Source organism: Arthrobacter sp. P1_B11, assembly GCF_056406715.1.
Genome location: NZ_JBFTZQ010000013.1, coordinates 65,749 through 86,100, shown reverse-complemented (window position 1 = coordinate 86,100; position 20,352 = coordinate 65,749). Strand labels below are relative to the sequence as shown.

Here is a 20,352-nt window from a genome sequence, read left to right as displayed (position 1 = left end):
GCTGTGCCCGTCGGAGCCGGGGCAACCCGAAGGGCAAGCAGTGGATGGGTTGTGGGAGGAAATAAGCGAAGCGCCGACACAAGGCATCAGCTGCGCAGCCGTCCGCAGGACGGTTGAACCGGTGGAGCGGGCACGTACGATCCGGAGGACAGCAGCAAAAACAGAAAAACGCTTCTACAGCCCGAGCGAAGCGAGGTCCGTGCAGTAGACCTGGGCGCTAGCTAAGCGAGGCCGGAAAGCGGAGTCTTCAGACAGCGCGTGGATTCCGGGCTACGTTGTGGTGCTCTCGCGTGCAGCACGGGCTTGCTGGTGGCGGTAGAGCGTTGCGCGGCTCCAGCCAACGAGACGCGCGGCGTCCTCGGCGGTGCGCCCCTTGGCGCGGGCGTCCAGGGCGATCGCGAGTTTGTCTGCGATGACGGTCGGGTCCGACAGCGGCCGGCCGAAGCGTGTGCCGTTTTGTCGTGCTGCGGAGATGCCGGCATTGACCCGCTCGATGATGAGCTCGCGCTCATACTCGGCAAGGGTGGCGAGCATGTTCAACATCAGCCGGCCGGTCGAGGTTGCCGGGTCGATGCCATCAGCGATGGACCGCACGTGGACACCGCGGCCGCGCAGCAGGGCCACCGTGTTCAGCACGTCGATCAGCGACCGGCCCAAGCGGTCGACACGCCACACAACAACGGTGTCGCCTTCCTCGGCATACTCGAGGAGCCTTTTCATACCGGGCCGCTCGATCGCCGTCTTGCTACCGGAAGTCACATCGGCAAAGACGTCACGTTTCTGCACACCAGCGGCAACCAGCGCGCCCAGCTGGAGCTGGGCATCCTGGCCTGAAGTACTCACGCGGGTATAACCCAGTAGCCTCACAAAGCAATTCTGACTCGAAAAGCCACCAACGTGCCCCCAGCGAGACGACTTTCAGTGAGACGACTTTACGAGACGCGGACAGCCCGGTGTTTCCGCCCACTTGACTGGGCTCCAGATGAGCCCGATGGCATGTCTCGAAAAGCTGTTGTTTTTCAAGACGCGAGGCGACGCCGCTCACCTGTCTCATAACTAAGGATGGGTACTCGATTTTTGCTTCGAGGTTATGAGACATAGTTACGGGAATCGCCCTTGCCATCGCGCGTCCAAGTTTTCGTAAAAAATCTGCGACTGTGCAGGTCAGACGTCCATTCCCTCGGTGAGGCGTCTCGTTTCCCAAGGGTTTCGAGACATAAGCCTTGCTCCAGTTCGCGGACCTTCTCCGGGCGACTAATCGGGCAGGGCATAAGGGGCACTCCGAGACCCGCGCTCATCTCGGGGCGACAACGCGAGCCGATGCGCCCTTACCTCGACCGGCTTACGGGACGTTATGCGGACAGGCCTCTTTCGGACGTTTTTTAACGCCTCGGGGGCTCGCGATCTTTGACCGGACGGACATCTAGAATCGGACTACGGTGATCCGACTGGGGCTCAGCTAGTGCAGGGCAAGAAGCTGCGGCGTAATTGTTTAGTTGTATGATTCAGGGCGGCTTCATACTCGACGCGGTCGAACACCAGCGATACTACTTCTGAACTTTTCCAGAACTCGAGGAAGTTTGCCTGCTGGCATACGCCAGGATCAATAGCGCAGAGATGACGGCCGCAATGGCTCGCAGGATATTTCCAATAACTTCTCCCGCTGGCAGCAACCAAATGGCCAATAGCGACAAACCAAAGGATGCTGCAAAGACGAGAACGCAGGCCAAGATCAGGCGCCAAATGGAATCAATCGGCTTCATGAACCGGCTGATCATGTCGTCAGCATGGGTGGGATTAAAGGCTGCGGTTCGTTGGGAAAGCATGGGTTGCCCGGCTGCGGTTCGGACTTCATTCAGCAGGTCGGTGAGTCTGCGGTTGAGGTTGTCTTCTCCCCAGAAGAGCTTTTTGGTGACGTACCACCCGAGGCGGTCGTAGGCGGAAGAAATGACCCTGGTTCCTTCCTCATCCGAGCTGACCACCACTTCGAGTCCGACAGGAAAACGTCTGAAGCCCAAGAGGGTGCCCAAAAGACGAAATAGAGTGTCTGATCCGGCGCGGACTTCAATACCGTTCTGAGTTTGATTCGGCCGCAGTCCAACGGCACCTAGGTGATTGGCTATGCGGCCAGATAGAAGATTGGCGTCTTCAGCGACCGTGAAGCTGTCTTCCATCGTGTAGTTCTTCATCGGCCCGCCCCAGCATAGTTTGAAGTGAGGAACTGCCGTGCTTGGCGCAGCTCAATATCAGTATGGTCCGTGGGTTTGAAGCTGCGTACTGATCAGCGCCCTGCATTCGCTGATGGTTCCCCGCTCGCGCCGCAACCATCCCGCTATGGGTTCCCGCAGGAGAATGGACTAGACCTAACGACTTGTGCCGTGAAGGGTTCCTCGAACCGTATAGCGGAGCCGCTGGCAGACGTTGGGGCAGCAAACCCTCGCTATTTAATAATCCTCCGCGACTACTTGCTCGCTTGCTGCCACTTGAGCGGTCTCGAGCACGGGTTGCTGGAGTACGTCGTCGATGCACTCTGCAGATCCGCCTACATACGCGCTGCGTGCATAGATGTCGTTGCCGACTGCCCAGGAACTGTCCTCGGGGATCCACCAGAGAGGCATGTCCGTGCCGCGAGCCGCTGCAACTGCGCCCACGTCTGCAAGCGAACCATGCCGCACGTGCATTTGCCTGCCGTAGGTGCCAAGGATAGTGCCCGAACCACGGTAGGCATCGTTCAGGTCGGCGTAACCCTCCCACGCAAGAAAATAGACAGAATCTGGAGTCTGGGTGTGTTCACCCAGCATGGAGGCCAACGCGGTCGCTACGTCCAGGTCAATACCGCCCATTATTGGGTCCACGCGGGGCAGTTCGGAGGGTCCGGGCTGCATGGCTACATCCCACCATTGCGTCCGACCGGTAATCGTGGCGGTCGTTCCAGCCACTTCTGTCCACCTCCTGGAGACTCCGGGGGCGCGGGCAGGGTTGAAGACCCGGCAAAATGCCGGAAAGTCCAATGGAAAGAACTCAGACACAGTGAGTTCCGTTCTAGCATTTCCACCGCGCATTTCAGAAAGCCAGGAAGGGAGAGTTGATCGCGCCGGCGTCTTCATTCCCACATGGTAGTCCTACGGTCCTAAGTCGAATGGCAGGAGTTGTCATGGCATAGGACGAGACCTTGTCCCGATCAGCGTTTCTTCTGCAATCTCAACTGGACGCAATGCCCTGTGACTTCCGTCGTGCAAGAATCGCCGCATGGGTGAGGATGAGCGGGAGACCAGGCAAGAATTGATGATCCTCGATGCCCTGGTACAGGCGATGGATCGGCGTGACGAGGTCTTCCAGATGATTGAGGATTCAGAGGACAGGGACGAAGCAATGCGACGGGTGGGTCAGCTGTTGGGTGTGGGAGAGTTGGGCAGCCGGGCAGTCCTCGACCTGCAGGCTAGAAGATTCACCCGAGACCAGCGTCAGGCCATCGCTTCCCGTGCAGAAGAACTTAGATCAAAGTTGCCTAATGGCCGCTGAGGACTTCCTGTTCTCCGTCGATCATTAGTTCCTCGTCCCCGATAGAGGTGCTGCGGCTCAGCGATCCGGCTTCCGCCCCCTTTGGAGTAGACCAAGGAAAGTGGCCCGGTTGAGGTTCCCTATTTCGGGCCTCCACACGTGTTTCCTCCTGAAGGGGACCATCGGGCGGACTGTACCTATTTCCGGCTGTACGGTTCCACGCCGTGATCCAACTGCACCCACAGGCGGTCACGCGCTGGTCCGGTAACAGCGGCTGCGTCGAAAGTTGCTTCCAGCCCGTCTCGAGGATCGGTGGTGACAAAGTGCCCGCGTCGCAGTTCCTCAGCGACAGGCCATTCAGGACCGTAGTCCTCTTCCAGGTAATCGTGCTCACCACCCAGCCAGTGCACCTGCGACCACATTCGCTCCTCCTTGAGCCAGAAGAAGGGGAACCCTCGCATGGGAGCAACCCCGGTGGTCACCCACCCCATGGCCTCGCCATTCAAGGACAGCTCCCACACAGCATCCCGAAACACGTCTAGGCGCGGGTCCTGCGGCCAATCCGCTTCGTCGAACCACTTGTTCAGCCATCCCATGAATCAGTTGTACCAGCCCCCAACGATCCCGAGCGGCAGCTCATCATGGACTAGACCTACTGAGCTGTGCCGTGAAGGGTTCCTTTGCCGTGCGTCTCCGTTAGCTGCGGGCAATACGCGATCCGGGCGGGTTACTTCGAAGCGCCCTCTAGCGCCCGGTAATGAGGCCGTAAATGGTGAATCCGGCCCCAAGGAGAATCCAGGAAGCGGCGATCAAACGTACTCGTGGGATCTCGCGTTCCGTCCGCCACGCTACGTCCACGCTTGAGGAGAACCATGTCCGTATGATCCCGGCGCTCCTTGCCAGCGGCCGCGATATTGCCACGACGAACAGCCCGGTGCCAACGAGAACCAAACCGAACAACGTTGCTGGTGCCATTCTGCATCTCCTGACTTTTCAGAGCTGCTTTCGTGGCCACCAGCGTAGCCCTCTATCTGACGGACTGTGACGGCGTCGCCGCAAGCGGTCAGCTCGGCTAGTCCCCTGCTCCGTTCAGCGTTCCGTTGAAGGACCAGGACAAGTCCGGTGATCTATCACTCTGACGCTGGTGTTCCTAGTCAGCCCAGCGTTCCCAGTAGTCATCGGCGGCCTGTAAGAATCGTCGTGGACGGATTCGAGCTCCGACGATGGGAAGGCTTTGCGGTCTGCCAAGGAAACCGGAAGCGTTGTTACCCGCAATGAGGCTAACCGTTAAGAGAAATCCAAGGGCGAGTACGGGTGCGAAACTCAGCAGCGTGAGAACTAGACCGTAGCGAAGCCCCGGTGCTTTCCGGCGCCGAGTCTGCAGCCGGAAGCCGCCAAGTTGGCTTCCCAAAGTGGTTCCGCGAGCGTATAGCGCCCAGTTCACTATCAGGGCCAAAAGCACCACCGCAAGGGCAAGCGAGCCTTGGTGGGCGGGCAGGAGAAAGAACACTGAAACCGCAGGTCCCCACACCAGGAGCGAATCAACGATAAGCGCGAACAAAAGTGAAGGCCAGTCCACAATCACAGGCTCAGGGATTTCCACACAGTGATTCTGTCATGCGGCCTTGCCGTCACCGCCAATAAACGGACGGAGAGCACTAACGCATGCCGAAAAGTGCCACTGAGGGTTGCGATCCGGTCGCCTAGGTGGTTGGCCTCAGCCGGGATCGGACCACGACAATCCCCGGACCGTAGCGCTTATCCATTGCCCTCTGCAGCGATCCGTCGTCGTAGGGAACGTACCTGAAGAGGTAGCCGTTTTCGACCTGTGTATCTGCCGCGGGTCGCTCCGTCTCCCATATCTCGCGTTGAATTTGTTGCAGACGGGCTTTGCTCGCGGTGCCAGGGTTGCGTGGATCCTGTCGAGGATCCGGTTCCCCCCAGGATTCATTTGACGCGATTTTTCGTGGGGGTCTTGTGACAGTGAAGCTGGTTCCGTCCCAGGTCCCGTGGACCACGAAGTCTCCGTAGGTCACGTTGCCCACTGTCTCTTCGCCCTCCGCTTTTGACCAGTCCCAGCCGCGGAGTGGCGGCCCGCTGCATAAGGGTGGATCGGAGGTGGCGATGCCGCCCATACAGAATATGGGCAGTTCGTTTCCCTCCTGACGCACGAATCCGCGGCCAACGAGCTCGCCAGGCACGGCCGTTGCGGACGGCCGCCCTGTGGGGTGTGGCGGCAGTTCGCCGGAAGGTGGCGGGGAGGAGGTACACGCTGAAAGCGCAGCCAGGAGAGCAACAATGATTACACAACCAGCAAGCCTTGGACTCATAGGAAAAGTATGATCCCGGCGACGGCCATTCAAGATCGTTAAAGCAAATTCAACAGATAGTATCTCGCGGATGAGGAGGTCGTACCCGCACTGGATTCAATTTCAAGGTCAGAGGCTTGGCCTCGTGTGGCAAAAAACACGACGAGGCTGGCGATGAAGGCGATACCGATTGTGTTCTCGTCTCTAAGGGCCAGATCGTGTCGGCCCGCACTCAAAAGGACTTTTTGGGGCTGGCCCGGCAACACAACCTCATCTTGGAAGCAGGCAACGAGGAACCTCAGAACCTGGACGGGATCGAAGAACTTCTCCAGTTGCCGGCATGAGATGACATCTGCGCGCAGCTGCTGAATGCGTGGAACCTCCTCGGTGACATCGCACGCAGCGTGAATGCATCACTTGATGACCGCGGACCAGAGGCGGACAAGTCCTACGACAAGCTCTTCTACGGCAATAACCTCCCCAGCATCACTCCCCCGGGTGAGCACTACAGCCCGTATTTCGATGACCACGAGCAGCGTGTTATTACCGAGGTCCTAGAGCGTAGGCGGGTGATCTTGACCAGCCGTCTTGACCGTCGAGCGACTACGTCTGGATCATGATCCGGCCAAGTGGCTAGTTGGTGCATTCGCTCCATTGGCGCTTTCTGCTGGCAGGACCGTTGCGCCCGGGGGACTAGCTTGGATTGGTGTAGTCCATCGGACCCATTCCGGTTGCCGTTAGCCCGTGGGCGTGACAGGTAAGCTCCCTGCCAGAGTTGCAAAGAACCTCGACTCGAAGGAAACAAAGTAACCGGCAAGCACTTTGCCGAGGTCATTTGGAGGGTGTGGGCGTCGGATTCTGCATTGTTCCGTGGTCGGCAAGGTGCAGCAGCTCTCGCTCGCCCAGCGGCTTAGCCAGCGTAATGGTGCTCACGGGTGTTTTCAGGACTGCGTTACAAGGCGTCGCATATGCGTTCTGATAGAGGGGAACAACGGCGACCGCGGTGGAAGTTTCGGCAGTGAGGATTCCCCTGGCAATGTCGCACGGTCCGCCTTGTGAGTACTGGATGACCAGCTTCGTGCGGCCGTCGTTAATGTCCATCAACCGCCAGTCCCCGATAGTGTCGGTGCCCTCATCATAGGACGTGGCGACCAGCGGTTCCGTTGGCTTGATCCCAGCCAGACCCACTGGCCGAAGAGGGTCCCGAGTTCCCTGGTTTCAAAGGTTGGCCGGGATATTTCCCGGCAGCGCACTTCCCGACGTGGACGGAGAGGGCGGCTCCGCAGTACACCCTGCAGCAGTCAGCGCCATCACGGCGCCCACCGCCGTTACCGCCAGCTTTCTCACTAGCCGCGAGAGCATGCCCATGCCCTGAAGCTATCCCCAGAAGCAGCTACTGTCTACGCTCCCAGGCGTTTCGGAACGTGCCCCCTGGTTAGCGTTCGGCTGTGGTCTAGAATCCGCCAAAGCCGACGAAGACAGACAGGAACAGGGCGCAAAAGAGCCAAAGGAACGCCAAGCCACCAAAGAAGAGGCTTCCCCACCAAGGGTCTTGTTTAAAGACGAGCCGCGGCTTTGCGCACAGGAATATCAAAGCTAGGAACGGAGCAAAGAGCACCGTTGCAGTCGTCACTCTGAATTCCTGAGACCAAGCGGGAACCGCAAGATCCGCAGACTATTTGATCTTTATCGCAAACCAAGCACCTACAAGGCCGGCGAACAGCAGGCTGGCCGTCGTTGCAAAGGTTTTCGCGACAACTGCTCTTACCGCCATTGCGCTTCCCCTAACGTCATATCCAAACACTGCCGGCGGAAACACCTCCAACTACTTGCCGGTCTCGGCACAGTGCGGAATATGCACCATTCAGCGTTCCCGAAGGGGAAGCATGGACTAGAACTAGCGACTTGTGCCGTGAGGCGTTCGCGTGCGGGCTGCATTGGCAGCCCCCGCAGTGGATTTTCCTGCTCCCTTCACTCCTCCGGGAACTGGCGGACAATGTCGGTGGGAAAGGCGTTCAGCAGTTTACATCTGAGTTTCTTGCTATCTTTCCAGTCATCGGTGTGGACCTCGGTGCTTCTTCCGCGCCCATCCATCAGGCAGATGCAGCCGCAGCTGCGGTCACCGACGAGGATGACGTCGGCCAGATTTATCGACTTCGTTTTGCCTGATTCGAGCTTCAGCAGGTGGGTTTTTGTGAGCGTTAAGGCTGCCTTAGACGTCTTGCTTCGCCATTTCCGCTGCCCGTCGGGGGACTCTCGCGGCTTTAGGTCGTCTGTTCCGTTGTGGCACTGCCAGATGTCATACGGGTCCAAGGTCAGTTCCAGTGCGGCCGCGTCGGCTTTGCGGACCTTGGTGTTCTCGTCGACGGCAACGATGAGTGATTTCAGGGATGCCGTCAGGACGGCCCTTAACTCAGCTCCAGTTATTGAGGCGGCGTCGTCGAGTAGTGCCTGCCTCGTTGGGGTGGACCGTCCGACAAGGTCGTTGACTGCCATCTGAGTGAGGTAATCGGAAGCGACGGTATCGTCCCAGGTGAACAATGCTTGGAGCGCGTGGTGGGCGGCCTGAAGCGCGTCGTCGGTGAAGCCCCCAGCGGCCACGTCACGGACAGCAGCGACGCTGGCCCGCAAAGTTGCGGCCGTGTTGGCCGCGGCCGGGTCGAGGATGAGGTCGAGCTGGCAGCAGTCATCATCGAGCCGCGTTGTGAGAATCAGGACCGAGTAGATGAGGCCGCTGGGGTGCCGAAGCCGTGCGAGCAGCTCATATCTCAGTGCCTCTCCAAGGAATGATGCATTCGTCGACGGGACCAAGAAGGACAGCGCCACTCCGCTCTTCTGCGACCTGATCAGGGTTGGCGTTGTGATGACGGGTGCGGGCTGGTGCCGGGTGACCGGGGTACCCTGCGGAAGACGAATTTCCAGGGAGCCGGGTACGGGTCCGGTGAAGGCGAGGGCCGCGTTCTCTGCCGTGAACCATCGCTGGGCCCATTCGATCGCTTCGGCCCGGCTGATGCTTGTGATCGTCGGGGAGCCAAAGTGCCCGGCACCCTGCCCGTTCGTTCCGAACCGGCACGTCAGCAAGCCGCTGGACACTGTACTGAATCCTTGCGGGTTTTCCGCTTCCATGATCGATTTTTCCAGCGCGAGATCTTCCTCGCTCACATCCGTAAAACCTGAAAAAGCAGCGGCGATAGCATTGAGATAGCCGGCAACGGCATCGGCGTCGCCACAGGCGTAGAACTCAACCGAATCCATCTGCACCGCTCCGCCATGCCACAAAGTCACCGGCTGCACCATACGGAGAACGGCATGCTCGACCAAATGAGTAATGCCAGCCAGCGTCACTGGTTCATCGCGGAACCCAACTCCAAACATAAGCGATCCGGTGAAGATGCCGCCTCGGTCCACCGAATACGACGGAATGCCTTTGTGCGAACCCTTCCTCACCAACTGCCTCATGAGTCACAGTCTCCCAGACACGACCACGAGACCGGATCAATGAGCAAAACGAGAGACTTGGCTGTCTGGAGACCGCGTAGGGCAATCCGTCCCATATGGGGTTCCCCTACCGCATTCCCGAGCAACGCGGTCAGCAACCAGGACTCCATCTGCTACTGCCACTTAGTCGTCGGACCCCGATCGAAGTTGATCTTGGGTTAGCAGTCGACCGGGATGCTTTTCAAAACTATGCTCGAGCCAAGAAAACCAGGGTGTCCCAGAAGGAGCGGGCTGGTTAATTGCCTGTCCTTGCCAGCAGCATATTCTTCAACTCACGCGAGACCGGTCAGGAACACAAAATGAGCATATTCGGGGAAAAGAAACGTTTGCGGGGGTTCCTGATTATTGTCGTCTCGGTCGTCGGCTGGGGCCTGGTCGGTTACCTGGTGGGGGGCTGGCAGCAAGTGCTCTTTTTCGGGCTGGTGATCGGCGGCCTCTTCGCGGCCTTCGGCCTATTCATGGCTTTCGCGGGAACCAGGACGACAAAGTGAGGTTCGAATACGTACTTCCCTGAGGCCGTCGATGGTTGCCTCGCTTCGAGCTCCGATCCGTTGATGACAACGCCCCGTTCCGGATTCATCCTGCGAGAGGTTATGTCTGTTGCGTTGAGCGTTCCTCGGAGGCACCAAGACTGAGCGATCACCGATTGTGACTATTAGGCTGATGCCATGGATTTCTCCTTTGAGTACACCTACGACAGCCAGTACTTCCCGGAGCAGCCAAAGGAACTTCACGAGAAGATCGCCACAACGGGCACTCATCACGAGAAGTGGGATCTGACCGGCCGCGACGACCTGTCGCCAGAAGTCATTGCCATCCTGGCCCAGGACTCTGACCCAAGCATCAGAGAGAGCATTGCCACCAACCATCTGACCCCGACCAACGTACTGGCCTCGCTTGTCAGTCAGCACCCCGATCAAATTCCGGCCGCCTCGATACATGAGAACGCCCCTGCCACACTCAAGGACCTGGCTCCGATTCTCTGGCAGACAGACGGGTCAATCTACCAGTACCTCAAGGACAAGAAAGCGACGGAGGACGAATCCACCCGGTTCCGGAAACAGCGTGATCGCTTACTCCGTCAACACGGGAACCGACTGAAGAAGGCCCAGAAAGGGTTGTCGCCGGAAGAGTGGCCTGACATCGATCAGCCGCGCACGCCTCTGGTGGGCGAGGTGTGGAGGTCCATACGTCCTGACGGCGACGAGCCGTCATCGCCATACAGCCAAGAGTTCCTGCAGGCCGCCGCCTACTATTGGGACCGCTGGTCCCGGTCCGTTGGGTCAGAGAGATAAACCTGAGAGTGCCCGGTCAATTGTGAAATGGAACCCTGCGGGTCGGCGGGTCAGCCCTCCGACGCGCAATCGGGTCGACCGGGAACTACTCCGGTTCATCTGACCGCCTGTCTCGAAACCTAAGTGTCTCGAAACGCTAGGGTTTCGAGACAATTTCTGGCTGGTCCCAAGGGAGCGCGACAAACCACTCCTCGCCAAGCTAGGTATGGCCCCGCCCGTGAACCGATCCCTCTCTGCACCAATGCCCAACGCCACGGTCTGGTCCCTATTACTCGCCCGTACCTCTGAACGCTCCTGGACGCCTGCAAGTTGCGGACAGCGCGGCCGAGATCTTGACGTCATACTTGCATTTTGCAAGTATGAGCCGCATGAGCCTTTTCATCACCTGCCCGGTCGAGAGCGTCGAGCGTGCGACCGCCTTCTACACCGCCCTGGGCTGGACCCTCAACCCAGAAATGTCCGATCACAACGTGTCATGTTTCGCGATCGCGCCCGAGCAGTACGTCATGCTCGGCAGCCGTGAGATGTATGCGAGCGTCGGTGGCGCCGAGGAGCTGGTCGGCGGACCAGAGACGCCCTCGAAGGTCACGGTCTCGTTCGACCTCGGCAGCCGTCAGGCGGTCGATGAGCTCGTCGAGCGCGCCGGTGCCGCCGGCGGGCGGATCGGTGACATCGACGACTACCCCTTCATGTACCAGCGCCAGTTCGACGACCCTGACGGCTACCACTACTCGCCGTTTTGGATGAAACCGGATGCCGATCCGACCGAGTGAGCGACCTCGCCGCGGCCCTCGATATCGTTGGAGCACGGTGGGCCCTGCTCATCGTGGAGCGGCTGCTCGACGGGCCGCAGCGCTACGGCGATCTGCAGCGCGACCTCGGAGTGCCGACGAACATTCTCGCCACCCGCCTGCGCGAGCTCGAAGCGGCCGGGGTACTGTCCCGCCTGCCCCTCCGGCACAACACCCGGGCATACGCGCTGACCGATCGCGGGCTTGCCTTGCGTGAGGCAATCATCGCGCTAAGACGCTGGGGCAGCGAAGAGGCCTAGGCGTGGCGCGGAATCGCGATACGCTCCGACGAGTTGGCGGGGCTCCGCCCCGCCAACACGTGGGCGGGCTGGATCCATGGAGGCGTAAAGGGTGTTGAGCTGGCGATAGAGGGTTCGGGCAAGGTAGCGCTTGAGGGATCTGCGGATTTCGCGGTAGCTCCGGCCTTCTTGGGTGCGTTTGGCGACGTACTCCCGAGTTCCGGGGTCGTGGATCATCCGGGTCATGGTGATGGTGTGCAAGGCTCGGTTGAGGCGCCTGTCACCGCCCCTGTTGAGCCTGTGCCGGACCGTGTTACCGCTTGAAGCTGGCAAGGGATTCACCCCTGCCAGTGATGCGAAGGCAGCTTCGCTGCGAACCCTTCCTGGATGCGACCAAGCTGTCAGGACAGTGGCGACCGTGACAGCCCCGGCGCCCACGATTTCCAACAGTGGCGCGGCGGGGCTTTGCTGGATCAGCTCTGTCATGCGCTTCTGGTTCGCAGTCAGCTGGGCGGTCACTTCGAGAACGCGGCGCGCCAACCGAACCGCTTCCTCGCGCGCGATCGACAGTTCGATCTGCTCCTGCCGTTCCCGCCATCTGGTGATCGTGGCGATCTGGGCGGGAACCAGCGGTTTACGAGCGTCGATTCCAAGATCGTGTGCCCGGAGTAAGGCGATGAGTGCATTTACATTCATTGTTCGTTCCCGCGTCAGCTGATCCCGTGCGGTGCTCAGGATCCTGAGTCCGGCACGGGTTCCTTCATCCCGGCGCGGGGCTCGGAGCTGGGACTCCTCCAAGCCCAGGACAGCGGCTCCGATGGCCGTGGCGTCCAATGGGTCCGATTTGCCCAGCCCCCGACGGCCTCGGGCGTTCATACGTGGAGCTTCGGCGACATCGTAACCGGCGTCCGTTACTGCCCTGGCCAGACGGGCCCCATACGAGCCGATACCCTCAACAGCCCACAGACACCCCATATCGCCGTCCGTCCGTCGGCCTACCCAGGCAAGTGCGCGTGAAATCCCTGCCGAGGTGGTCGGGAACTGCTCGCACGCGACCTGTCGCTTAGTGCTGGCCTCGATGATGGCGTAAGTGTGAGTGCGGGCGTGACAGTCCACGCCGATGACGAACGGGCGGGTCTGCGCAACGATAGACAACGCGGCCACCCTCCTTCCTTTCGAACGGGCAAGACTGGTCGCAGCACGACCGGCGCCGGACCTGGGAAGAGTCACTCCGAGGCAAAACTGTGATGAGCCACAACCTCAGAGGCTGGGCAAGCTTCTAATCAAGCCACCGACGTGGGACAGATCAACGCCGGCCGCTCCACCCAGCGCGGACAAATCGGGGGAAACGCACCCTCAAGGGCAATTGTTTTTTCGAGTCACGCGCCAAGCAGAACGACCGGCATCAACACTGCCAGCTAGTCCCAGACCAGCCACGTAAAGACTCACAGTTTGTTTTTTTGCCTGCTGGCGGAGCAACGCGTAGCTGTGCCCGACGGAGCCCGGGCACCCGAAGGGCAAGCAGCGGATGGATTGTGGGAGGAAATAAGCGCAGCGCCGACACAATCCATCCGGTGTGCAGCCGTCCGCAGGACGGTTGAGCCGGTGGAGCGGGCACGTACGATCCGCCGGACAGCAGCAAGAAACAGAAAAAGCGCTACTACAGCCCGAGCGCAGCGAGGCCCTTTTGTGCAGTCTTCAAAAGAGGTGAGGCCAACCCCATAGTGAACTGCTCCCTGAAGTGAACTGAAAATTCAGTTCTAACTTACGGGGAGCAGTTTCATGTTTAAGGGCAGTTCGTTGTCTGAGGAGCAGCGCGAAGCCGCGGTGGCGCTGTTTGCGACCGTTGCGGGTCCAGGGCCGTAGCGAGCAAGCTTGGGGTGGGTAGGAAAGCTGTCCTAGGGTTGCACGTCAGTGGAATAGTTGTGCTTTTCCCGCTCGGGTGCGGGACGGGCCTTCGCCTGACAGCCGCCGCAGATCCGGTCAGACCAGCCAGTGCCACCAGCGTGACTGCTCCGGTTCCGGGGTCGGTTCCGGCTCCGGCTCCTCGCCCAAGGCCAGCGCGGCCTCGACGATGTCGTCCGCGGTGAGCGTCATGACGGCCTCACGATCGAGCGCGTCGAGACTTTGTTCCTCGTCGAGCGACAGCCGCAGCGCCTGGCGGTTGAGCGCCTGCTCGAACAGCGTGCGGGCGAACCGTGCGTTGCCGGAGTCCTCACCCGCGTGGAGCCCGGTGAGGATGCGGCGCAGGATCTGGTCCGTACCCGGCTCCAGCGTGTACTCGTGCTGGGCCAGCATCTGGTGGAAGATCGTCTGAAGTGCGTCGACGGAGTAGTCGGGGAACGTGATCTCGCGGGCGAACCGGGAGCGCAGTCCGGGGTTCGAGAGCAAGAAGGACTCCATCAGCCGCGGGTACCCGGCCACGATCACGACCAGGCGGTGGCGGTGGTCCTCCATCCGCTTGAGCAGGACCTCGATCGCCTCGGGACCGAAGTCCATCCGGCCGTCCTCCGGGGCCAGCGCGTAGGCCTCGTCGATGAACAGGACGCCGTCCAGCGCACGCCGGATCACCCGGTCCGTCTTGATGGCGGTCGCGCCGACATACTGCCCCACCAGGCCCGAACGGTCAACCTCGACCAGGTGGCCTTTCTGCAGCAGACCGACCGCGCGGTACATCTCGGCTAGGAGCCGCGCCACAGTGGTTTTGCCCGTGCCCGGATTTCCGAGGAACACCAGATGCTGTGATGTGGCCACCTCCGGCAGGCCGTGCGCCTTACGCCGGGCCTGGACCTGGAGCAGTGCGACGAGCGCCCGCACCTGTTCCTTCACGGTCTCCAGTCCGACCAGCGCGTCGAGCTCGGCCTGCACCTCGGACAGCGGCCGGGCCGGGCCGGGCCTCGCACCGATGAGATCGCCGACCAGGTCGTCAACGCGCTCCGAACCGTGCAGCCTGAGCTGATCGGTCAGATGGCCGATGGTTTCGCGCAGGTCGTCGAGCGGATTGCGGCTGGCAGCCATGCATCCACTGTAGTACTCGATTCCCGACCGGGGTGGGGTTGGCCTCACCAGCATCAACTCCCTTTTGGTCGTAGTATTCACGCGGGCACATACGATCCGCAGGACAGCAGCAAAAAACAGAAAAACGCTTCTACAGCCCGAGCGCAGCGAGGCCCTTTTAGTCAGTGTTTAAACGAGGCCCTTTTAGTCAGTGTTTAAAGAGGTGAGGCCGGCCCCTCAGGGGGCCGGCCTCAGTTTTTCCCTCAGCAAAAGGAAATCTGTGGTGCAGCGTCGTCGCTGCGGAGGTTACTGGTCCAGCGGGGATTTTTCCCAGGAGATATCCACGACAGAACCCGTCTGGGGCATGGTCAGCATGGAGACTTCCAGCATGTCCTGGGCGTGGGTGGCATCAGCGGGTGCGGCGTCGTCGTCCGTAAGGATGAAGTCGTGGCTCATGGTGCTGCTCCCTGGCGTGAGTGGTCTCCGTTGCACTCTCACTGTAGCCCGGCGGCAGGCCCTTGCCCTTTGTGGGTGCTGCGCCCGCGTCAGCGTTATCGGCGGCCGGAGGAGCGAGCGGGGGAGGCCGCTACCGCGCCGGGGCGCACAACCGTTGCTGCCCCGGGCCGCCGGTCATGCGGGCGGAGGCCGATCGTGCGGGAGGAGACGGGGCGGGACGGCTGCTGCGGCAGCACCCGCGAGGCCTCAGGACGCGAGAAACCTCTCATACCGCGAGGCGGACCTGGTGAAGCCTGCCAAGGTCGCCGGGCCCAGGGGCTTGGAGTCATCGAACGGCACCGGAACGAACGAGGCACTGCGCCCGGTTCCATGCCTCGCCCACGTTCCGACCACCTCGCCGCCAGCCACGATCGCCTTCTTGAACACTCCGTTGCCGCCCGGGACGATTTTCTGGGCATGCTCCGGCGGCAGCACCAGGCTCCGGTCCGTGTACCCGAGGACAAATTCGTCGAACCCCGGCAGGGCAAGGACAGTGCGCTGGCCGGGCACGACGTCGTCGAGCAGCGCGGCTGTCTCGGGTGAGAGCCAGTAGCTTGTTCCGCCAAACTCCAGTTCCACGAGCTCTCCACTGACGGCAGGAAGCGCGGCCCGGACCTCTGTCAGGGGAATGCTGGACCACCAGGCAAAGTCCCGCACCGTCGCAGGCCCGTGGCTGCGCAGGTACCTCAGCAGCAGCTCGGCAATGCCCTCTTCGCGGCCGAGGTCTCGCGAGGAGGAGATCCAGTCGTCGAACGCCACGAACTTCTGCTGGTTCCGGTCCAGCGGCCCGGGCACCAGCGACGCGCTCTGACACAGCAGACCCAACAGGTGGATGCCACGCTGCCCAGTGGGAGGCTGGCCTGCGGCGTCGAAGGCCGCGAACAGCTCCCCGCGCGTGGCGCCTTGCACTCCAGAAACGTCCCGCCCTCCGGAAACCCCGCGCCCTCCGGAGACAAGGTCCAGTGCGACCTTCCGGCAGACGTCAACGTCGCTGCCGGTGATCTCCAGCTGTCGGTGCCGGCTCGACATGCCCTGGACCAGCCGTGCCGTGGTGATGTTCAGGATCCAGCGCAGATCCTCCGGGGCCAGCAGGTGGAGGGTGCCGCGCATGGGCCACGACCGCACAACGGTTCCCGCGTCCAGGGCGGCCCGCACGTCGCTGAGCCCCGCGCCCGGAACCCGCAGGCCCACGGCCCACAGCGCGGCCTGAAGGTCCTGGGCCTGCATCGCCGTCATCCGGCGGACAGCCTCCGGAACGCCGGCGAACCCCTCCCCCAGCAGCCCTTGCGAGGCCAGCCGCAGCCGGCCGAGAATCTTTGCCGTAACCCGTGTCCGCGTCACCGATGCCATGGGCCCATCCTAGGACGGCCGGCACGTCAGGTCAGCGCAGCAACCACGGCTTTAGAGCTCCACGCCAATCAGCAGCGGCTCCGGGTGAAGTTCAATGCCGAAACGCCCGACGACGCCGGCCCGCACCTCCCGCGCGATCGCCACCATGTCGGCGGCGCTGGCAGAGCCCCGGTTGGTGATGGCCAGGGTGTGTTTGGTGGACAGCGAGGCCCTGCCACCGGAAACGCTTCCGGCCTCCAGCCCGAAGCCCTTGCCGAACCCGGCCTGGTCGATCAGCCACGCCGCGGAAAGTTTCACCAGGCCGTCCGATCCGGCCGGATACTGCGGCGCATTCTCCGGAAGCCCTGCCGCCACCTCTGCGGAGACGATGGGGTTGGTGAAGAAGGAGCCGGTGGAGTACGCGTCTCGGTCTGCCGGGTCGAGGACCATCCCCTTGGAGGCACGCAGCCGGAGGACTTCACGGCGGACGTCGTTGGAGTAGGCCCGCTGGCCCTGCTCGACGCCGAGGACCCGGGCCAGCTCGGCGTAGCGGACGGGGGCGCTCATCCGTCCCAGCGGCAGCTGGAACTCGACCGTGAGCACCACGTAGCGCGGGGAGCCGTTAACAGTGGTCTGCTTGAGGATGGAGTCCCGGTAACCGAACTTGAGCTCGGAGCTGGTGAATGTCTGCACGGCGTTGCGTTCCCGGTCCCAGGTGCGGACAGCGGCGATGGTCTGTGAAACATCGGATCCGTACGCTCCCACGTTCTGCACCGGGGTGGCGCCGGTGGCTCCGGGGATTCCGGCGAGCGCCTCAATCCCGGACCACGCGTGCAGCACCGCATGCTCTACCAGGGCATCCCAGTTGTGGCCGGCCTGGACCACCACGGCAACGCCGCCGCACGAGTCCTCCGCGGTGACGGTGAACCCCTCGGAGGCGATCCTCACGACGGTTCCGGGGAACCCGTCGTCGGAAATCAGCAGGTTGGATCCGCCGCCGATGATCAGCAGGGGCTCCCCGGCGGCGTCGGCAGTCCGCACCGCGTCAATGATCTCCGCTTCCGTGCGGGCCTCGATATAGTTGCCGGYGGGGCCGCCGACGGCAGCCGTGGTCAGATCGGAAAGCATGGTGGGAGTCACCCGTCCAGCTTAACTTGGATTGCCGCCCCGCCCGTTATTGTGCCTGCGCCCGCTTGGGCCAGGCTCCTTCCGCGCCACCGGTGACAGCAGGAAACTCACCACCAGCACAGCCATGACAGCAAGCAGGGAGTGCAGGATCCCGACGTGCTCGGCCAGAAGGCCCAGCAGCGGCGGCCCGCACAGGAAAGCTCCATAGCCGATGGTGGAGACCACGGACACCCGGGCAGCTGCCTTGGCAGGGTCGTCGGCGGCGGCGGACATTCCCACCGGGAAACCGAGCGACGCACCAAGCCCCCACACGGCCAGGGCGGTGTAGGCCAGCCACGGAACTGGCGCGAAAACGAACAGTGCCAGTCCCGCGACGGCGAGCGCCGAGCACCAGCGCATCACGGGAACCCGGCCGAACCGGTCCAGCACCACGGTTCCGGCGAACCGGCCCACCGTCATGAACGTGACAAAGATGCCGTAGCCCGCCGCACCGGCAGCGTCCGACTGGTGGTGGCCGTCGGCAAGCGCCAGCGCCACCCAGTCCCCCGCCGCGCCTTCGGCCAACGCCAGGCCGAGCACCATGACGCCCAGCAGCAGTGTCCGCTTATCGCGCCAGGCCTGGGCGATCTTGCGCTTGTTGTCCAGTGGGGCCTCGCTTGTCTCGGCTCCCTGGCGGATGACGGGGATCGGGCCCGTGATGGGGTCTTCGAAGGTGTCCTGCCGGTACGTGGAGTCCCGTCCAATCGGGGTGACGTCCGCGAGGAACCAGCGGGCCGCCGTCGTCACCGAACCGGCAACTACCAGGCCCGCGGCGGCGAGGTGCCAGAACACCGGCACGCCCGTTCCGGCCGCCCAGGCCCCAAGGCCTGCGCCGGTCACGGTTCCGAGGCTGAATGCGCCGTGCAGGCGCGGCATGATGTGCCGTCCCACGGCGCGTTCCACCGCGGCGCCTTCCACATTGGAGGCCGTGTTCCAGCTCGCCGTGCCCAGCCCGATGACGGCCAGTCCGGCGGCAACCGCCAGCGGACTAGCCAGCACCGACGTTCCGAATCCGGCCAGAACAAGTCCGATGCCCACCATGATGCTGCCGGTCCGGATGGTCCGTTTGGACCCGAGCCGCAGCACGATCAGTCCCGAGGCCGACACCGACAGAAAGGAGCCGGCCGTCATGCAGAGCAGCAGCAGCCCGATGGTCCCCGGAGTTAGGTCCAGGCCGTCCCGGATGGCAGGCAGCCGGGAGACCCAGGAGGCAAAGGCAATGCCGCTGGCGGCGTAGGCCACCACCACCGCATTTCGCCAGTGGGTGACCTCCGGCGCCTGGACGGCTGTGGAACTCAAGAACGCATCACGTTTCAGGACACCCTGACCAGAGCCTGCGCCTTCATGAGGACTTTCTGCCCGTCAAAGACCACGGCGAGGTCCACGCGTGCGGTGCGCGCCTCGGCGTCGAGCGCGCCGACGGTTCCGCTGACCTCGATCACCGCTCCGGCGTCGGCGGTCCCGGTGGTGTCGGTGACCAGCACCGGTTTGGTAAAGCGGGTCTGGTAATCGACGACGGCGGCCGGGTCACCTGCCCAGTCGGTCACCAGCTGCACCGCAGCGCCCATGGTGAACATGCCGTGCGCGATGACGCCGGGAAGCTCCACGCCCGTGGCGAAGGCCTCGTTCCAGTGGATGGGATTGAAATCCCCCGAGGCGCCCGCGTACTTGACCAGATCCTGCCGGGTGACGCCGATGCTGCGGGTGCCGATGTCCTGGCCGACGCTCAGTTCTTCGAAGGTGGGGTTCATGGTTACTGTCCCTCTCCGCGGACCAGGATGGATGACTTGGTGGTGGACACAGGCTCCCGCCCGTCCGCGTCGGTGAGTGCAAAAATCTCCGCGCGGGTGGTGATCATGGCACCGCCGCCCATGGCACGGACACCGTCGACGTGCAGCTCAGCCACTAGTCGGTCACCTGCGAAAATGGGGCGGTGGTGGGTGAACCGCTGGTCGGCATGGACCACGCGGGAGAAGTCGATGCCGGCCTCCGGATCCTCGATCAGCTGGGCGTCGGCACGCTGTGCGATGATGATGGCAAAAGTTGGCGGAGCCACGAGATCGCGGTGGCCCAGGGCCTGCGCGGCGTCGAGGTTAAAATGGGCGGGATGCGTGGCCTTGACTGCGCGGGCAAACTCCCGGATTTTCTCGCGGCCGACGTCGTACACCTCTGCGGCAGGGTAGCTCCGACCCTGCAGATCCGGATTGATAGTCATGCCCTCAAGCCTATCGTTTCCCCCCTCCACAGCCGGCTGTTACCCGCCGGGTGATATGATGAATTCATCATTCCATCAATTCGGGCCACGGGCCGGTCTGAACAGGAACGGCAGGTCACGATGATTTCCGCAGCCCAGGCACCCTTGTACGAAATCAAGGCGAACCTCTTCAAGGCGCTTGCGCATCCGGCGCGGATCCGGATCCTCGAGCTGCTGGCGGCCGCCCCGGACACCGCCGCCCCGGTGAGCTTCCTCCTGTCCGAAACAGGCCTGGAAGCCTCGCATCTGTCCCAGCACCTGGCAACACTGCGCCGGCACAAGGTGGTCACGTCCGTCCGCTCAGCGAACGTGGTGACGTACCGCATCGCGCACCCCAAGATCGCCGAGCTCCTGGCCATTGCCCGGGCATTCCTACTGGACACACTGGCGGATTCGAACGAGCAGCTCCGGCTTGCGCAGGATTTGCCCAGCACGCACCTGCCCAGCGGATACCCCGCCGGCCCCTCGGCATGAGCG

Annotated in this window: 18 protein-coding genes and 1 pseudogene; 6 read left to right on the top strand and 13 right to left on the bottom strand. The window is 62.4% G+C overall.

Going from position 1 to position 20,352, the window contains the following annotated elements; translation table 11 throughout:
* Window positions 1–270: 270 nt before the first annotated feature.
* The 3 genes from AC1D14_RS12600 to AC1D14_RS12590 form a co-directional block, all read right to left on the bottom strand.
* Complete coding sequence (locus AC1D14_RS12600; protein WP_476968584.1) at window positions 271–867, bottom strand: recombinase family protein; 597 nt, start codon at window positions 865–867, stop codon at window positions 271–273.
* A gap of 680 nt (window positions 868–1,547) precedes the next feature.
* A complete protein-coding gene (locus tag AC1D14_RS12595; RefSeq protein ID WP_476968583.1) occupies window positions 1,548–2,189 on the bottom strand; it encodes a hypothetical protein in 642 nt (213 codons plus the stop codon).
* Between the two features lie 255 nt (window positions 2,190–2,444).
* Window positions 2,445–2,885, bottom strand: coding sequence for a hypothetical protein (locus AC1D14_RS12590; protein WP_476968582.1), 441 nt, complete (start codon window positions 2,883–2,885; stop codon window positions 2,445–2,447).
* 364 nt (window positions 2,886–3,249) lie between these two features.
* Here AC1D14_RS12590 and AC1D14_RS12585 point away from each other — a divergent pair, with 364 nt between their 5' ends.
* A complete protein-coding gene (locus AC1D14_RS12585; protein WP_476968581.1) occupies window positions 3,250–3,522 on the top strand; it encodes a DNA gyrase subunit A in 273 nt (90 codons plus the stop codon).
* Between the two features lie 176 nt (window positions 3,523–3,698).
* Here AC1D14_RS12585 and AC1D14_RS12580 read toward each other — a convergent pair whose 3' ends face one another.
* Together AC1D14_RS12580 and AC1D14_RS12575 are read right to left on the bottom strand one after the other, a co-directional pair.
* Entirely contained in the window at window positions 3,699–4,097 is a 399-nt protein-coding gene (locus AC1D14_RS12580) for a hypothetical protein (protein WP_476968580.1), read from the bottom strand.
* 3,684 nt (window positions 4,098–7,781) lie between these two features.
* The gene (locus AC1D14_RS12575) at window positions 7,782–9,095 is read right to left on the bottom strand and encodes a peptidase M16 family protein (protein WP_476968579.1); all 1,314 of its coding nucleotides are present in this window, start codon (window positions 9,093–9,095) and stop codon (window positions 7,782–7,784) included.
* 512 nt (window positions 9,096–9,607) lie between these two features.
* Here AC1D14_RS12575 and AC1D14_RS12570 point away from each other — a divergent pair.
* From AC1D14_RS12570 to AC1D14_RS12555, 4 genes are all read left to right on the top strand, one after another.
* Window positions 9,608–9,799: a hypothetical protein gene (locus AC1D14_RS12570; RefSeq protein WP_476968578.1), complete on the top strand. Its 192-nt coding sequence runs from the start codon at window positions 9,608–9,610 to the stop codon at window positions 9,797–9,799.
* Window positions 9,800–9,976: 177 nt separating this feature from the next.
* Window positions 9,977–10,603 carry a hypothetical protein gene (locus tag AC1D14_RS12565; protein ID WP_476968577.1) on the top strand — a complete coding sequence of 209 codons (627 nt, stop codon included), beginning with the start codon at window positions 9,977–9,979 and terminating at the stop codon, window positions 10,601–10,603.
* A gap of 368 nt (window positions 10,604–10,971) precedes the next feature.
* Complete coding sequence (locus AC1D14_RS12560; RefSeq protein WP_476968576.1) at window positions 10,972–11,376, top strand: VOC family protein; 405 nt, start codon at window positions 10,972–10,974, stop codon at window positions 11,374–11,376.
* Window positions 11,373–11,654: a winged helix-turn-helix transcriptional regulator gene (locus tag AC1D14_RS12555; RefSeq protein ID WP_476968575.1), complete on the top strand. Its 282-nt coding sequence runs from the start codon at window positions 11,373–11,375 to the stop codon at window positions 11,652–11,654. The genes AC1D14_RS12560 and AC1D14_RS12555 overlap by 4 nt, the downstream gene beginning before the upstream one ends.
* A 90-nt stretch (window positions 11,655–11,744) precedes the next feature.
* Here AC1D14_RS12555 and AC1D14_RS12550 read toward each other — a convergent pair.
* From AC1D14_RS12550 to AC1D14_RS12515, 8 genes and pseudogenes are all read right to left on the bottom strand, one after another.
* Window positions 11,745–12,788: pseudogene (locus tag AC1D14_RS12550) on the bottom strand (IS110 family RNA-guided transposase); the annotation flags it as partial.
* A gap of 828 nt (window positions 12,789–13,616) precedes the next feature.
* Complete coding sequence (locus tag AC1D14_RS12545) at window positions 13,617–14,651, bottom strand: AAA family ATPase (RefSeq protein ID WP_230117521.1); 1,035 nt, start codon at window positions 14,649–14,651, stop codon at window positions 13,617–13,619.
* A gap of 285 nt (window positions 14,652–14,936) precedes the next feature.
* Window positions 14,937–15,086, bottom strand: a complete 150-nt coding sequence (locus AC1D14_RS12540; protein WP_230117520.1) for a hypothetical protein — start codon at window positions 15,084–15,086, stop codon at window positions 14,937–14,939.
* 246 nt (window positions 15,087–15,332) lie between these two features.
* Window positions 15,333–16,475 (bottom strand): winged helix DNA-binding domain-containing protein, encoded by a 1,143-nt coding sequence (locus AC1D14_RS12535; protein WP_476968574.1) that lies wholly within the window; start codon window positions 16,473–16,475, stop codon window positions 15,333–15,335.
* A gap of 51 nt (window positions 16,476–16,526) precedes the next feature.
* A complete protein-coding gene (locus AC1D14_RS12530) occupies window positions 16,527–17,594 on the bottom strand; it encodes a UDP-N-acetylmuramate dehydrogenase (RefSeq protein WP_476968573.1) in 1,068 nt (355 codons plus the stop codon).
* Between the two features lie 9 nt (window positions 17,595–17,603).
* Window positions 17,604–18,920: an MFS transporter gene (locus AC1D14_RS12525; RefSeq protein WP_230117517.1), complete on the bottom strand. Its 1,317-nt coding sequence runs from the start codon at window positions 18,918–18,920 to the stop codon at window positions 17,604–17,606.
* Between the two features lie 14 nt (window positions 18,921–18,934).
* Window positions 18,935–19,372, bottom strand: coding sequence for a MaoC family dehydratase (locus tag AC1D14_RS12520; RefSeq protein WP_230117516.1), 438 nt, complete (start codon window positions 19,370–19,372; stop codon window positions 18,935–18,937).
* A gap of 2 nt (window positions 19,373–19,374) precedes the next feature.
* Entirely contained in the window at window positions 19,375–19,836 is a 462-nt protein-coding gene (locus AC1D14_RS12515; RefSeq protein WP_230117515.1) for an FAS1-like dehydratase domain-containing protein, read from the bottom strand.
* 120 nt (window positions 19,837–19,956) lie between these two features.
* Here AC1D14_RS12515 and AC1D14_RS12510 point away from each other — a divergent pair, with 120 nt between their 5' ends.
* Window positions 19,957–20,349, top strand: coding sequence for an ArsR/SmtB family transcription factor (locus tag AC1D14_RS12510; protein WP_230117514.1), 393 nt, complete (start codon window positions 19,957–19,959; stop codon window positions 20,347–20,349).
* Window positions 20,350–20,352: the final 3 nt, after the last annotated feature.

Excerpts from the sequence above, each read along its gene's own strand:
- AC1D14_RS12595 (WP_476968583.1), bottom strand. The coding sequence starts at position 2,189 with ATGAAGAACTACACGATGGAAGACAGCTTCACGGTCGCTGAAGACGCC.
- AC1D14_RS12590 (WP_476968582.1), bottom strand. The coding sequence starts at position 2,885 with ATGCAGCCCGGACCCTCCGAACTGCCCCGCGTGGACCCAATAATGGGC.
- AC1D14_RS12585 (WP_476968581.1), top strand. The coding sequence starts at position 3,250 with ATGGGTGAGGATGAGCGGGAGACCAGGCAAGAATTGATGATCCTCGAT.
- AC1D14_RS12580 (WP_476968580.1), bottom strand. The coding sequence starts at position 4,097 with ATGGGATGGCTGAACAAGTGGTTCGACGAAGCGGATTGGCCGCAGGAC.
- AC1D14_RS12570 (WP_476968578.1), top strand. The coding sequence starts at position 9,608 with ATGAGCATATTCGGGGAAAAGAAACGTTTGCGGGGGTTCCTGATTATT.
- AC1D14_RS12565 (WP_476968577.1), top strand. The coding sequence starts at position 9,977 with ATGGATTTCTCCTTTGAGTACACCTACGACAGCCAGTACTTCCCGGAG.
- AC1D14_RS12560 (WP_476968576.1), top strand. The coding sequence starts at position 10,972 with ATGAGCCTTTTCATCACCTGCCCGGTCGAGAGCGTCGAGCGTGCGACC.
- AC1D14_RS12545 (WP_230117521.1), bottom strand. The coding sequence starts at position 14,651 with ATGGCTGCCAGCCGCAATCCGCTCGACGACCTGCGCGAAACCATCGGC.
- AC1D14_RS12540 (WP_230117520.1), bottom strand. The coding sequence starts at position 15,086 with ATGAGCCACGACTTCATCCTTACGGACGACGACGCCGCACCCGCTGAT.
- AC1D14_RS12535 (WP_476968574.1), bottom strand. The coding sequence starts at position 16,475 with ATGGCATCGGTGACGCGGACACGGGTTACGGCAAAGATTCTCGGCCGG.
- AC1D14_RS12520 (WP_230117516.1), bottom strand. The coding sequence starts at position 19,372 with ATGAACCCCACCTTCGAAGAACTGAGCGTCGGCCAGGACATCGGCACC.
- AC1D14_RS12515 (WP_230117515.1), bottom strand. The coding sequence starts at position 19,836 with ATGACTATCAATCCGGATCTGCAGGGTCGGAGCTACCCTGCCGCAGAG.
- AC1D14_RS12510 (WP_230117514.1), top strand. The coding sequence starts at position 19,957 with ATGATTTCCGCAGCCCAGGCACCCTTGTACGAAATCAAGGCGAACCTC.